This is a genomic window from Vibrio hippocampi (assembly GCF_921292975.1).
Classification (GTDB): Bacteria; Pseudomonadota; Gammaproteobacteria; order Enterobacterales; family Vibrionaceae; genus Vibrio; species Vibrio hippocampi.
Window position 1 is genome coordinate 1,256,986 of sequence record NZ_CAKLCM010000002.1, and the last position, 14,379, is coordinate 1,271,364.

Sequence of the window (14,379 nt, forward strand, 5' to 3'; positions counted from 1 at the left end):
TCTCCCTTGAGGCATCCACTAAGCCAAATATAGTTTTACTGCAAATTTCACTGCACCAATCAGATCAAAAAACAATCTTTAGCAACTCCTAGATTACCTAATTTAAAAATATTTAACCAAAACATGACAGTATTCTAACCACCACGGGTAGATTATAATTCCATTTAAAGCTAAACACAGTAAAACAAATTAAAATCATACTAAACCTAATAACACCCTCGACAGCTCAATTAGTCAGCCCCCAAATATTAACCAAAATATCAGCAAGTTAACAAAAAAAAGAGCACGGTAAACTCTCAATGCAATCGAAATTCAAACACGAACAACCTTATTGGTTAGAGCTATCGAATCATAACGAATAATAAAACTAACCTTCAGAACTTAGAATGATAATTGCTTGCGTAGCACTATTATAACTATGTAACTAAACGAAAGTTTAATTTTAAAAAAATAATATAAACCCAAAAAGACCCAATATAAACTTTAGCATCTTTCGAAACACTTTAAAGTCACAACGTGTAGCACTTTTGAGATAGCACAATAATTACCATGCATTACCTAATAATTAAACGTTTGCTATACCATCAAAAAAACAAAATGAAAAATCCTCATACCGCCAAGTAAAAAATATAATATACCCAAGTAAACTCAAAATGAGCAAATTACTTGGATATAAGTACACACGACACTTAAAAACTATGGTAAGCGGCTAATATTTTGACAGAGAGATTCGTATTCGACGGGCGAACAAAAACCAAGACCATCGTTAACTCGAACAGCGTTATAAAACTCTTCAATATATTGACGTAAATCTTGTTTTGCTTGCACCCTACTGGTGTAGCGTTGATGACAAACATGCTCATCGTTCAAAGCAGAGAAGAACTGTTGAGTAACATTGTTATCGATCACAAGATCTTTGTGACGATGACTACTGGATAGGTTATGGATAGCTAAAAAGTGCTGGTACTCACTATCCGTTTGGTGCTTTTCTAATTCGTTGTACACCACGACTTGAGAACGCGGCTCACGAATTTCTAAAGCCTTAGACAAGGCTTGATTGACCAGTCGATTGTCTAACCTATTACACATTGACCACCCAACCACACGGCTTGAAAATACATCAATAACGACCGCTAGATATAACCACCCTTCATAGGTTTCGACATACGTAATGTCAGCCACCCAAATTAGATTAGGTTTCATTTTCCGGCTTAATGATTGTTGCGTCTCAAGGGCATCATTATTAGTCAGATTCGGTAACGACATTCCTCGCGCGAGATTCGCATTGAGGTTTGCCTCTCGCATCAATTTAGCAACCCGATTTTCACCGACGGTTATGCCGCTATCTCTTAACTGCTGGGCAATTCTAGGGCTGCCATATTGACCGCCAGATTCGACAAAACTCTTTTTGATTTGTGTAGTAAGCGCTTGATTTTCTATATCACGCTGTGATTGAGGTGACTTAAGCCAAGCATAAAAGCCGCTGCGGTGTACCTCAAGTAATGAGCACATCTGTGCGACTTTCCAATGATCGAGTCGAGATTTTATGAATGCGTATTTTTCTCTGACTCCACTGAGAAAAATACGCTCGCTTCCTTTAATATATCCCGCTCAGCTTTTACCTGCCTTAATTCGGCTTTAAGCCGATCTATCTCATCACAGACTTGATGCCCCGACGACCCAGAAGGTCTCGCTTTGGCGAGCCAGTTGTATAGTGACTTATCACTCACACCCATCTCGTGAGCGACAGCCTGTACGCTATTTCCCTGCTCTAATACCAGTGACACAGCTTTATTTTTAAACTCTTGGCTATATCGACCTTTCATCTTAAATTCCATGATACTTATGCATTAAAAGAAACTGCATTAAAAGAAACTCTGTTCAATCACGATAATGTCTCCTGGTGCAACACTAGTGTGCAAAGCCACACCTTTTTGAGTCATACCGTTCTCATTGGGAGTAATGTTGATTTTTTTACGTGCCGCTCTATCGGTGAAACCTCCAGCTAATGCTATCGCTTTCTCTACCGTTAAGCCGGGTTGAAAAATATAGCCTCCAGGCTGTTTAACCTCACCGTTCACATAAATTTTTCGGTACTCAATCACATTCACCATGACCTTCGGGTTAACTAAATAATCGCCTCTTAACCCATCAGTAATCACGGCTTGCAACTGTCGTACCGTCTTTCCTTTTGCACTGATGTTACCAAGGTACGGATAGTCAAACATACCGCTTGAACTGATCAACACCGATTGCGATAACTCAGGCTCCGCATAAACCGTAATCTCAATCCTATCGCCGGAACCCAGCCTATAGTTATCGACTTCAGCCGTCGCCCATGCCATTGGCGCACTACATACCATCAGCATCACTGCTATTACTTGTTTAATCTTTTCCATAACGATAACCATCTAAAATTTCACTTTAACAATTAATGACCAAAGATTTTGATCATATCCATATAGGTCCCAAGACGACTCTTTGTCTGACACCGTCAAACGAAGGTGGGTATCAATGTTTCGGCTAAACTCGTAACCCAGAGCCAATTTATACTTGGTTAAATCTTCTTCCCTCAACACACCATTTTGATATGCACCGGTATAATCATCTTGGGTATAATCAATACCAACGTCTGAATAAATCTGGCTATGCCAAAAGTGTTTCCAGTTCAATGAGTAAACGGTTTGTCTGAGGTAGTCTCCATCTTGATCTGGATCTTTTGTAATTTGCGAAGTCTCTAATCTGATATTAGAGTGATTCACTGGTTTCCAGTTGGCACCAACCAACCAACTGAAGCCGGTAAAGTCTTCTCGACCTCCGTCTTTAAAATTCTTGTCTTGCACACCCAATCGTATGTAACCATTGGTTTTTTCGACTAAATCCCAATCAAGACCGGCATACAATAAATGGTTATAGCTGTCTTTTCGTAGCTCACCGCTACGGAGATAATCATAATTTTTGTTATTGTAAATGTAAGACAACACCAGTTTGGCATTGCGTCGCCAAGCATTGATAAATTCTACGCCAGTGGAAATATCATCATAGTCGTTAAATCTTGTGCTATACCCAATTGCAATATCGTCAATGTTGCGGAAGTTTTGGTACTTCAACTTGTGCCATTGAGCAAACAGCGACAACTTGCCCTTAGCCGATGGAGCACCATAGATATAGGTCGCTCTAGCACTGGTATCACTATACTCAAGAGGTTCATCATAACGATTTCGACTACCCGCTGTGATAGATGAACCGCGTTCTTCATGTTGATACTTGTATTTTAAATCCAGCTTAATTGCATTGCGTAGACTGAGGCGAATCAGATTATTGCTGCTTAGATCATGGTCAATAAAATTGTCATCCTTGCTACTAAAATATTCACCAGCACTCAACCTATACCTGACAGCAAAATAATTGTCTTTGGGAGAAATTGCCAAGGAAATTTGAGGTGATAAGATTGCGTATTCTGTTGCGACTTCGTCGCTGCTTCTTTCTGCTTTAAGAAGGTTATCATTGTGACCTACTTCAAGTCCTACATCCGTTTTGATATTGACGCCGTTAACCACTCTACCTTCTGTGGCGGTGACGATAGGTGACGCCAACATACAAACCATAAAACTGAAAAACCGACTCTGTGATTTCCTTGTCACGCGCTCTACTCCATATAAATAAGCGTTGTTAAATGTGTTCCTGAGCCCAGCTGATTGCCTGCATTCGATTTTTAACCTCAATCTTTTTGAAAATATTATAAAGATGAGTTTTGACGGTGTTTTCACTGACAAACAATTCGTTAGCGATTTCCAAGTTAGAACCGCCCGACTTCAAGCTATTCAAAATCTCAACTTCCCTTTTCGTTAACTCTAAACATTCAACATCTACAGGGTGTCGAATTAAATAAAGATCTTGATAATAATTGACCAAACGATTCATGATGTCTCGCGATAACCAGTTCTGCCCTTGAGTAATATGGTTCAGACCATCACAGATAAAATCTAGACTATGATCCGTCAAAAAGCACCCTTGTAGGTTTCGCCACTGAGCCAACTGTTCTTCGGTCACCGCTCTTGCATTAATCAGCACAATAACCGGTCGAAACGACGACTTCGCAATCACACTGGATATTGGGCTTAAACTATCATTGATGCTCATATCAACCATCACCATAGTAAAAGCGTCAGTCATCAAATGGCTGTCAAACACTTTGTAATCTACCAAGTTGATCGGTAAACCTACTTTGGATTCAATATGTGATAACAACACTTCGCTCTGAATATTCTTTCGGGTGATAAAAAGCACCTGATTTATTTTTGGTTGTTCCATAACGTATGTTCAGACTCTCTACTTAAGGTTAATTTTGCTTCAGAAAGTGTTATTTAGTCTGAACCGTACAAGTCTCGGGTGTAGACTTTATTCGAGACATCATTAAGTTCTTCAAGCATCCGATTAGAAACAATCACATCAGACAGTCTTTTAAACTCATCGAGGTCTTGAATCACTGGTGAATGGAAGAAGGTGGGTTCGTTTAAGACGGGCTCATAAACAATCACCTCAACCCCCTTGGCTTTGATGCGTTTCATAATGCCTTGTATTGAAGAGGTTCTAAAATTGTCCGACCCGGCTTTCATAATAAGACGATACACGCCCACCGTTTTTGGCTTACGACTTAGAATCGAATCGGCTATAAAGTCTTTACGTGTGCGGTTGGCATCAACGATAGCGGCAATGATGTTGTTAGGAACGTTACAATAGTTGGCGAGTAACTGCTTGGTATCTTTCGGCAAGCAATAACCACCATACCCAAACGATGGATTGTTGTAATGCGCACCGATTCTTGGATCGAGGCAGACACCCTCTATAATTTGTCTTGAGCTAAGATCATGCGCTTCAGCGTACGAGTCAAGTTCATTGAAGTAGGCCACTCGCATCGCTAAATAGGTGTTAGAGAACAACTTGATCGCCTCAGCCTCGGTGGAATTAGTAAACAGGACATCGATATCTTGTTTTTTCGCCCCTTCGACTAATAAGTCCGCAAACTGTTTCGCCTCTGGTGTTGTATCACCCACAATGACACGAGATGGATAGAGGTTGTCGTGAAGTGCTTTGCCTTCCCTTAAAAACTCGGGAGAAAATACAATATTGTTGCTTTGATAGCGTTCGCGCAATCCTTGAGTGTATCCCACAGGAACCGTTGATTTAATGACAATCGTTGCTTCTTTATTGAGCTGTAATACTTGCTCAATCACGGACTCAACTGACGAAGTGTTAAAGTAGTTATTAATTGGGTCGTAATCTGTCGGCGTCGCTACAATGACAAATTGCGCCGATGCAATCACTTCTGGGTCGACTGTTGCCCGGAAGTTAAGTTTTTCTTCACGTAAAAAACGAGAGATATCCGCGTCAACAATCGGTGACTGGCGATCATTAAGTAAGTCTACCTTCTCTCTAACAATGTCTAATGCCACCACTTCATGGTTTTGCGCCAATAACATGGCATTCGAAAGCCCTACGTACCCTAGTCCAACAATGACAATTTTCATGATAAATCCCTTATCAAATTGTATGTGTAATCCGCTACTACTCTAAGCCTACCCAAATCTAATAGGCGGTTTTGCTTACAAATCCCTTAAAGGTGGTCAAGAAGATAATCTTCAAGTCCAGCCATAATGACCAAGAGCGAATGTAATCCAAGTCATGCTCGACACGCTTTTCCATCTTATCTAGGGTGTCGGTTTCACCTCGGTAGCCATTAATTTGTGCCCAGCCAGTAATTCCAGGCTTAACGTGATGTCTGAGCATATAACTGTCAATCAGCGTACGATATTTTTCATTGTGTGCCACCGCGTGCGGTCGCGGTCCAACGATGGACATTTGTCCCGTCAACACATTAAGAAACTGTGGCAGTTCATCCAAAGACGTTCGACGAATAAAGCTACCAAAAGGGGTAATTCTTGGATCGTTACGTGTGGCCTGCTTAACCACCGAACCATTATCCATCGTACTCATGGATCGAAACTTCCAAACAGTAATCGGTCGGCCATCTAAACCGTAACGTTTTTGTTTAAACAGCACTGGACCCGGAGAGGATAATTTCACTCCGATGGCGACAGCGAGCAAGACAGGACTAATGAGCGTAATAATAATGCTCGATAAAACCACATCTTGAGTACGTTTAAGAAACTGACTAAAACCGTAGAACGGTGTGTCATGCACACTTAAAGTGGGAACGGAACCAAGGTGACCCCAACGTGCTTGCATTAAATCATAGATAAAAAAGTCGGGTACGATATGAACTCGAGCGGCACTGTCTCTAAAGTGGTGAAGGATCTCTTTAATGCGTTTCGTGGCTTCTAAAGGCAAGGCAACATAAACATTTTTGATACTGCTGTTTTTCGCCAGCACAAAAGCATCATTGATAGTACCCTTGTATTCAGCGGGCAATTGTTCCTGTTCCAGTTCGAGACGATCTAAGGTCCTATCATCATATAATCCTACAAGCTCAAGCCCGAGATGATCATGGTGACGTATCTCTTCAGCCAACTTTAAACCGACGGGTGTGACACCTATGATGACGGTTTTTTGTTTGTATTCATTGTCTTGGCTTGGAAACGACGATAGCTTCTTCACTACCCAGCGCCATGTCACCAACGCGATAGGAGTAAATGCAAACCAAGCGCCAATCACCACCCTTGAATAGTAACCTGTTGATTTTAATAGAAATGCAGCAACAAGCAGTGTTGTCGTACAAACAAACCAGGTGATGAATATATGAACCAAAGTATCTCGTAAGCGACTAGTATGAACGGCCTTGTAAACCCCCATCAACTCGGCAAAAACCGTATACAGAGCAATAGCGGAGAGTGATGCAAGCAAATAGATACTGGACATTTCACCCAGATAAATTTCTGTAGCAATCACAAGTATCGAAAAGATAATGGAGATATCTAATATCCTGTAAGCCGATGTCGACTCTTCGCCATAATTGCGAATACGTTCCATGTATAACATTTGTTTACCTTCTCAAGCCTATTATTAGTACGCTATGCAACTAGGTATCCATGTCACTCGTTAGCTCGGTAACTAGACATCAATGCCAATTCAACTTTAGCGTCAGTTAATACTTAAAAATATAAACACACTCAGACATCGGTGAGCTAGACATTATAGAGAACTTAATACTTTATCCAAAACTATTAATTCTCAGCTCATCCTAAGTATATCTACCGTTTGTTAGTTTGTGGAGAGTACTGGGTAATTTCAAGACAAAGCTAATGAGTAACTTATTGGTTCTTATTTTTGAGAACACTTTCAGCAACACACAAATTCATTGAGATCTACATCACACTTATTTCACCCCTCACCCACAACAAGACTACAAGCAATTGATTTAATTAAATAAAAGTAGCAATCCAGAAACGTGATCTTTATCAATTTGCAATGCAAAATCAAATGACAATTCGCAAAATTAGATTAACAAAAATATTTGCGATGAAAATCAACAAACGAGAAATCATATGTTTATAATAAAAATGGCTAGACGGGTTCTATTTTAATAGTAAAAATTACTTATATCAACAAACAAAAAATAAACTAAAGCACTATTAAATGACCGCTCAAAATTAATGCCACTCTACAATATATTACAGAAATTAGTATTATTATTTCCATAACTAAACATAAATATAACGTTCATCAAAACTTAATATTGTCTGCTTATCCTTGTTGGTTTATTCCCATTTACTGCTTTAAAAAGCGAACTACCTTTCGCGCACATCATCAAATCACTAGTACTTATAGCGGGGTTCAACTGGTACCTCACTGACGCGAATAATCGTTTGATAAGTCAGATGATAGATCTGTAAAACACGTTAGATGACAAACGACCGTTAAAGGGAACTGGACAGTGGGTAAAGCATGCTTAGCTTAAATGTTAAGCGGTATGACCAATTTTCGTTCCTTTACATCAAGCATGTGACTTTTGCGGTATTAATCATACAAATAATCTGATAGTGTATGACCTGCAATTTTGACCGCATAAAAGCGGACACTAATCTAAACCGTCAAAATGAATTTGACATATATATTCAGGAGTATGACATGACTAAACCTGTCATTGGTTTCATCGGCCTTGGCCTTATGGGCGGCAACATGGTTGAGAACCTACAGAACCGTGGTTACGAGCTAAACGTAATGGATCTAAACGCAGACGCAGTAGCAGCATGTGTTGCACGCGGCGCTAAAGCTCCAGCAACTGCTAAAGAGCTTGCTGAGAACTCTGACATCGTAATGCTTTGTCTAACTACTTCAGCAGTTGTAGAAAAAGTAATTTACGGTGACGAAGGTATCCTTGCGGGTATTAAAGAAGGCGCAACGCTAATCGACTTCGGTACTTCTATCCCAGCTTCAACTCGCAAGATCGGTGCCGATCTAGCAGCTAAAGGCGCTGGCATGATCGATGCGCCTCTAGGTCGTACTCCTGCTCACGCTAAAGATGGTCTTCTTAACATCATGGCAGCTGGCGATATCGACACTTTCAACAAAGTTAAGCCAGTTCTTGACGAGCAAGGCGAAAACGTATTCCACCTAGGCGCTCTAGGTTCTGGTCACGTAACTAAGCTTGTTAACAACTTCATGGGCATGACAACTGTTGCAACTATGTCTCAAGCATTCGCAGTTGCTAAACGCGCTGGTGTTGACGGCCAACAGTTGTTCGACATCATGTCAGCGGGTCCATCTAACTCGCCATTCATGCAGTTCTGTAAGTTCTACGCAGTAGACGGCGAAGAAAAGCTAGGTTTCTCTGTTGCAAACGCAAACAAAGACCTTGGCTACTTCCTAGAAATGGTTAAAGACCTAGGTACTGAGTCTCTAATCGCTGAAGGTACTTCTAAGAGCCTACAAGCTGCAGTTGATGCAGGTCTAGGTCAAAACGACGTACCTGTTATCTTCGATTACTTTGTTGGTCTAGACAAGTAATAGAAAACAGCCTTGCTAACTCAGTTAGCAAGGCTGACTTTATCTTCAAGATATTTTCCAATCTACGGTCATTCGACACCATTATTCGCAGGCTTCAACCTTTTGCTTTTGCTGCTGTTTAGCCAGTAACTCGAACACTGCAATACCCACCGCTTGCTGCACCACTTGCTCTGCTGCTTGTTGGTCAATATCAAACGTTTCCTGTAAAAATTTCAAAATGCGCACCTTGCCACTTTGCGCATAGCGTCCATTCAGCCCTTGGATCGCATCGAGAACAAATAGCTCAAACTGATTCGCAAAGAAAGTTTGAGTAATCAAAACTCGCCACGAGTTTAAAAATGACTGTGGGCAGGTTAGATCCAGTTTCGGGAGCATTGCAGGCAACCCTTTTCCCTCCAGCGCTTCAAGAAAATCAGCAGAAGATGGATAATAGCCTTGAACCGTACTCTTGCTCATACCCATCTGCTCAGCAATTTTTGAATACGTCAAACCACTCCAACCACTCTGTTTAAACAGTTCCCATACGGTTTGGTCCAACAACTGCTTATTACGATGATGATCTTCTCTAGAAATACGTGCCATGGTTCTCTCCTAGTGTGAATCTGGCATGTACCCAAAACAGATAAATAACATATGCTTCGAGCTTAGTCATAAGGTAAGTCGTTGGTCCCAACCACTTACTACGTTCAGAAAAATAATAGACATCGCATTATACGGAATGATGCACCATTAGCTACAGCTATGGATGATTTAGTGGTTAAGTTGTGCAGATTAGTGTGCAGTCATTGCGTTGTTTAGCCCACCGTTTCTCAATTTTATGAAATGGACAAGCAATGAACCCCTTTACATAAAAGTCCGAAATAGCATAGAAAACGCCCAAAGCAGATCGCAAGTAACGATTCGTTTTGGGCGATAATTTTACTTAGAGCACCTAAAGCAATCCGAAAATATCAATTGTTCTCAGGTTAGATTTCGCTGCACCCCCACTCAGGGAAATGCTTGCGAATATAGGTATTCAGGTCTTTATCTGCTTGTGAATAGGCGATGGTTTGTCGTTGCGAGTCTTGCATTAAACGATTAACCATACCTGCCCCAACCGTCACGTTAGTATGACGATCAATCACAATAAAAGATCCAGTTTGAGGGAGCGTCGCGTATATATCGATTGCAACCTCGTCGGTCAGTTGTACCTCAACTTGACCGATCTCGTTTAACTCCAATGTTTCACTCTGTTCAGCATGTTGATTAAGCGTATTCACATCCACCTTATAAGCCATCTCATTCATCTTCCCCGTGCATGACTTGGTGGCAAACTTAAAGATATACTCTTTATAGGTACGCATTGGATTTTCATCCATCCATACCAGCGATGCACCAAAGTAACTCGTCACCTTTGGCTCTCGTCCGGTATGCACTAACATGTCACCTCTGGACACATCAATTTCATCTTCCAACGTTACGGTAATCGCCTGTTTAGGCGCGGCGGATTTGAGTTCTCCATCATAAGTCAGAATTGATTTAATCTGAGAGGTTTTCATTGAAGGCAACGCGGTAACCTTATCACCAACTTCCAGCGTTCCCGATGCTAACGTCCCGCAAAATCCTCTAAAATCAAGGTTTGGGCGATTAACATATTGGATGGGAAAACGCATGTAATTCGTATCGGTGTCTTGATTGACCTTTACCGTTTCCAGTAGCTTCATTAAGGTCGCACCGGGATACCAAGGCATATTATCACTTGATGTCACCACGTTATCGCCGATCAGGGCAGAAATTGGGACAAAGCGAATATCATCGATATCAAAGCCCTGAGCCATCTGGCGATAATCTGCTTTGATTTTTTGATAGACGTCTTGGCTATAATCCATCAAATCCATCTTGTTGACAGCCACTATCACATGTTTAATACCTAACAGGCTACAAATGTAGCTATGTCTTTTGGTTTGTGTCTGGATACCAAAACGTGCGTCAACGATGACAATGGCTAGGTCACAAGTAGAAGCTCCGGTAACCATATTCCGAGTATATTGTTCATGCCCAGGTGTATCCGCAATAATAAATTTTCGTTTATCAGTCGAAAAATAACGATAAGCAACATCAATCGTAATGCCCTGTTCGCGTTCGGATTGCAATCCGTCCACCAGCAGCGCTAAATCAAACGACTGATCCGTGGTATTAAATTTCTGCGAGTCTTTCTCGATCGCCGCCATTTGGTCTTCATAGATCAACTTACTATCGAAAAGCAAGCGACCAATCAGAGTCGACTTACCATCATCAACATTCCCACAGGTCAAAAACCTCAGTAAATCTTTATTTTCATGAACCTTAAGATAAGCTTCAATGTCCGTTGCTATCAGCTCAGATGAATGAGACATAGTTATATCCTTATACTAAAAAGCCATTGCTTGAGCGCGTTCAAGCCTTTATTTCCGTTAGACAGTCTTATCAACTCCGCATCTTTAGAAGTAACCTTCACGCTTCTTCTTCTCCATTGAGCCAGCACTATCATGGTCAATGGCTCGTCCTTGCCTCTCTGATGTTGTGGTCAATAGCATCTCTTGAATCACTTCCGGTAACGTCGTCGCCTCAGATTCAACCGCCCCAGTGAGCGGATAGCAACCTAGCGTTCTAAAGCGCACCATTTTCTGTTCAATTTTTTCACCCAGTTTAAGTTCCATGCGATCGTCATCCACCATAATCAACATGCCATCACGTTCCACAACGGGTCTTACCGCCGATAAATAAAGATCTGGAATCTCTATTTCTTCAAGGTAGATATATTGCCAAATATCGAGTTCTGTCCAATTGGATAAAGGGAAAACTCGGATACTCTCGCCCTTGTTTACCTTGCTGTTATAAATATTCCACAATTCTGGGCGTTGATTTTTGGGGTCCCATCTATGGTGTTGATCACGAAACGAATAGACTCGCTCCTTTGCTCTAGATTTCTCTTCATCTCGCCTAGCCCCTCCGAAGGCAGCATCAAAACCGTATTTATCTAAGGCCTGCTTTAGCCCTTGCGTCTTCATAATATCGGTGTGCTTTGAACTGCCATGAACAAAAGGACTGATGTTCATCGCTAAACCCTCAGGATTTTGATGCACGATGAGACGCATACATAACTTCTCGGCCATGTAGTTTCGAAATGCAATCATCTGTTTAAACTTCCAGGTCGTATCGACGTGCATCAGTGGGAAAGGAGGAGCGCCCGGAGCAAACGCCTTACGCGCCAAGTGCAGCATCACTGAAGAGTCTTTACCGACCGAATAGAGCATCACTGGATTATCGAATTCAGCGACGACCTCTCGCATGATATGAATTGACTCAGCTTCCAGTTGCTTAAGGTGTGTCATACGTTCTGGAGTTATCATCTTTCACTATCCCTGTTTAATATGTTGCACCATTAAACAGAAAGTGTGTTCATGTCCTGCTGAAATTACAATTGACTCAGTAATAACAGGCTGCAACGTTCGCAATGCTGAGATAGCTTTCAATGGTAAACAAAATCGATGAGATGAATATCACACATTTTCTGGCGCTATGACCATCACAACGGTTGGTATTATTGAACAACCTATAAGATGCAGAGTTCAGAGATAACTCGGGCATACAATAACAAAGCGCTCACAAGGAGCGCTTTGTTATCTGTCTGTTTACATTGATAACGCCAGTTATTCGTTGCCGAACGCAGACCGAATAAGGCTATCGGCGTGATTTAGATTTTGAGCGAGTTGCCTTTTCTTTGCTCGATAGCTCTTTGATAGAAAGCCCAATAATTGACATGGCAATAAGGATAAATGAGATATGGGCTAGCGTAATAGTGTTCGTTAAAATATCGATCATAGTTCCCCCCTCTAACGCGTCTGTCATAACTGAACAAGACACGAATAATGAATAACGGATAATCGGCAATATAAATTGCACTTTTACGTCATCAAGTTTCCTTACTTGCTGCGTGGGAAAGAGCTTAATCGATAGTTTTATTAAAGAGTGTGAAGCAAACCATTTTCTTACTTATTCCCCGATAGCAATCGTAAATTTTATTACATTGATCACCTTTGATAGAAGATGAACATCGTTAAAACATGGCGAACACTTGAGTCAGTGATACTGCTACCTTGAGTAAACAATCATGCTCACACTGGGATAATGAAGAACGGTTGGTTGCAATCCTCCGAATCACTCTAATCAATCATTAGCATATCGGCTTTTGCCCTCACTTCAACTGACATGGTCATATTTTATTCATAATCTCATGAGACAGTTTTGTATAACAAATTGAATAGATAGCCAATGTTATATAAAAAGGGACACATTATGACTTGTAAGTTTACCGTCGCGGTTGCCGCGACACTCTCGTATGCCATGCTTCCATCTTTGGCTAATGCCGACACACTTAGACTACTCACCTGGGGTGGTTATGCGCCTGACGAAGTAGTGGAAATGTTCGAAAAAGAGACCGGAATCGAGGTCAAAGTCACCACTTCAAACAACGAAGATATGATTTCAAAACTGCGGGCGACGGGTGGCTCTGGCTTTGACCTTGCTCAACCATCACAAGATCGCATCGCTGGCGCACAACTCGAATTTAACATTTATAAGCCTCTCGACTTAAGCAAGATCGAAGCCAATCAATTCATTCCATCCATGCTCGAATCTACCAAGGAAATCACCACCGTAGAGAGTTCGATTTATGGTGTACCGCATATCTGGGGAACAAGTGGCTTAGTCGTCAATACAAAGCAAGCAAGCGACGTTGCTGACTACACCGATCTGTGTCAAAGCAACTACCAAGGAAAGGTCAGCTACCGCTTAAAAAGACCTACCCTAATTGGCTTTGCTTTTGCCATCGGTGAAGACCCGTTCGCCGCCTACTCTAACCCGAGTAAGTATCAGAGTATATTAGATAAAGTTGAGAAAACACTGATTGATTGTAAGTCTAACGTCAAAACCTATTGGAGTGGCTCGGATGCACTGATGAACCTGCTGCGCAGCGAAGAAGTCGTTGCAAGTATGGCGTGGGATGCCGGCGGCTGGAAACTCAACAAAGAGAATAGCGACATCGAGTTTATCGCTCCAAAATCTGGCGCATTGGGTTGGATTGACACGTTCGCTTTACCGCGTAAAACCAAAAATGAAGACGCCGCTTACCAATGGATCAACTTTGTTATGCGCCCTGAAATTGCGGCCATGATCACTGAATCCGCTGGAAACTTCACCGCTTCCCAAGGCAGTGAAGAGTTCGTCAACGAGCAAGCCAAAGCGCTCTACAGCAAAAGCTTCCCAACTGCCGCTATTGATAATATTAAATGGTATCCGGCAGTTCCTGCTGGATTGGAAGAGATGGAAGGGTTGACCTTAGATCGCATTCAAGCCTCTAAATAGTATTTATCCATCTTGTCACTTCTTGCT

Annotated in this window: 12 protein-coding genes; 2 read left to right on the forward strand and 10 right to left on the reverse strand. The window is 41.5% G+C overall.

The annotated features are described in order from the left end of the window. Nucleotides 1-696: 696 nt before the first annotated feature. From L9Q39_RS08040 to L9Q39_RS08070, 7 genes are read right to left on the reverse strand one after another with little or no spacing between them, the layout of a single operon-like run. Complete coding sequence (locus L9Q39_RS08040) at nt 697-1,602, reverse strand: IS3 family transposase (RefSeq protein ID WP_354004653.1); 906 nt, start codon at nt 1,600-1,602, stop codon at nt 697-699. Further along, on the reverse strand, nt 1,545-1,826 hold the full coding sequence (locus L9Q39_RS08045) for a transposase (RefSeq protein WP_237484573.1): 282 nt from the start codon (nt 1,824-1,826) through the stop codon (nt 1,545-1,547). Before L9Q39_RS08045 ends, L9Q39_RS08040 begins: the two co-directional genes overlap by 58 nt. A 39-nt stretch (nt 1,827-1,865) precedes the next feature. Then, the gene (locus L9Q39_RS08050; RefSeq protein WP_237484574.1) at nt 1,866-2,399 is read right to left on the reverse strand and encodes a polysaccharide biosynthesis/export family protein; all 534 of its coding nucleotides are present in this window, start codon (nt 2,397-2,399) and stop codon (nt 1,866-1,868) included. A gap of 12 nt (nt 2,400-2,411) precedes the next feature. After that, entirely contained in the window at nt 2,412-3,644 is a 1,233-nt protein-coding gene (locus L9Q39_RS08055; protein WP_237484575.1) for an outer membrane beta-barrel protein, read from the reverse strand. Nucleotides 3,645-3,672: 28 nt separating this feature from the next. Continuing rightward, entirely contained in the window at nt 3,673-4,314 is a 642-nt protein-coding gene (locus L9Q39_RS08060; RefSeq protein ID WP_237484576.1) for a LuxR C-terminal-related transcriptional regulator, read from the reverse strand. 53 nt (nt 4,315-4,367) lie between these two features. Then, entirely contained in the window at nt 4,368-5,531 is a 1,164-nt protein-coding gene (locus L9Q39_RS08065) for a nucleotide sugar dehydrogenase (protein WP_237484577.1), read from the reverse strand. A 58-nt stretch (nt 5,532-5,589) separates the two neighbouring features. Continuing rightward, entirely contained in the window at nt 5,590-6,999 is a 1,410-nt protein-coding gene (locus L9Q39_RS08070) for an undecaprenyl-phosphate glucose phosphotransferase (protein WP_237484578.1), read from the reverse strand. 1,005 nt (nt 7,000-8,004) lie between these two features. On the opposite strand from L9Q39_RS08070, the gene L9Q39_RS08075 reads away from it, so the two are divergent. Next, complete coding sequence (locus L9Q39_RS08075; RefSeq protein ID WP_290369135.1) at nt 8,005-8,967, forward strand: NAD(P)-dependent oxidoreductase; 963 nt, start codon at nt 8,005-8,007, stop codon at nt 8,965-8,967. A gap of 81 nt (nt 8,968-9,048) precedes the next feature. On the opposite strand, the gene L9Q39_RS08080 is transcribed toward L9Q39_RS08075, so the two are convergent. The 3 genes from L9Q39_RS08080 to cysD form a co-directional block, all read right to left on the reverse strand. Then, complete coding sequence (locus L9Q39_RS08080; RefSeq protein ID WP_237484580.1) at nt 9,049-9,549, reverse strand: TetR/AcrR family transcriptional regulator; 501 nt, start codon at nt 9,547-9,549, stop codon at nt 9,049-9,051. 383 nt (nt 9,550-9,932) lie between these two features. Next, nucleotides 9,933-11,342 (reverse strand): sulfate adenylyltransferase subunit CysN, encoded by a 1,410-nt coding sequence (gene cysN / locus L9Q39_RS08085; RefSeq protein ID WP_237484581.1) that lies wholly within the window; start codon nt 11,340-11,342, stop codon nt 9,933-9,935. A gap of 84 nt (nt 11,343-11,426) precedes the next feature. Continuing rightward, complete coding sequence (gene cysD / locus L9Q39_RS08090; protein WP_237484582.1) at nt 11,427-12,338, reverse strand: sulfate adenylyltransferase subunit CysD; 912 nt, start codon at nt 12,336-12,338, stop codon at nt 11,427-11,429. Nucleotides 12,339-13,284: 946 nt separating this feature from the next. On the opposite strand from cysD, the gene L9Q39_RS08095 reads away from it, so the two are divergent. Beyond that, a complete protein-coding gene (locus L9Q39_RS08095) occupies nt 13,285-14,352 on the forward strand; it encodes an extracellular solute-binding protein (protein WP_237484583.1) in 1,068 nt (355 codons plus the stop codon). Nucleotides 14,353-14,379: the final 27 nt, after the last annotated feature.

Excerpts from the sequence above, each read along its gene's own strand:
- L9Q39_RS08070 (WP_237484578.1), bottom strand. The coding sequence starts at position 6,999 with ATGTTATACATGGAACGTATTCGCAATTATGGCGAAGAGTCGACATCG.
- L9Q39_RS08050 (WP_237484574.1), bottom strand. The coding sequence starts at position 2,399 with ATGGAAAAGATTAAACAAGTAATAGCAGTGATGCTGATGGTATGTAGT.
- L9Q39_RS08080 (WP_237484580.1), bottom strand. The coding sequence starts at position 9,549 with ATGGCACGTATTTCTAGAGAAGATCATCATCGTAATAAGCAGTTGTTG.
- L9Q39_RS08065 (WP_237484577.1), bottom strand. The coding sequence starts at position 5,531 with ATGAAAATTGTCATTGTTGGACTAGGGTACGTAGGGCTTTCGAATGCC.
- L9Q39_RS08060 (WP_237484576.1), bottom strand. The coding sequence starts at position 4,314 with ATGGAACAACCAAAAATAAATCAGGTGCTTTTTATCACCCGAAAGAAT.
- L9Q39_RS08095 (WP_237484583.1), top strand. The coding sequence starts at position 13,285 with ATGACTTGTAAGTTTACCGTCGCGGTTGCCGCGACACTCTCGTATGCC.
- cysN (WP_237484581.1), bottom strand. The coding sequence starts at position 11,342 with ATGTCTCATTCATCTGAGCTGATAGCAACGGACATTGAAGCTTATCTT.
- cysD (WP_237484582.1), bottom strand. The coding sequence starts at position 12,338 with ATGATAACTCCAGAACGTATGACACACCTTAAGCAACTGGAAGCTGAG.
- L9Q39_RS08075 (WP_290369135.1), top strand. The coding sequence starts at position 8,005 with ATGACCTGCAATTTTGACCGCATAAAAGCGGACACTAATCTAAACCGT.
- L9Q39_RS08045 (WP_237484573.1), bottom strand. The coding sequence starts at position 1,826 with ATGAAAGGTCGATATAGCCAAGAGTTTAAAAATAAAGCTGTGTCACTG.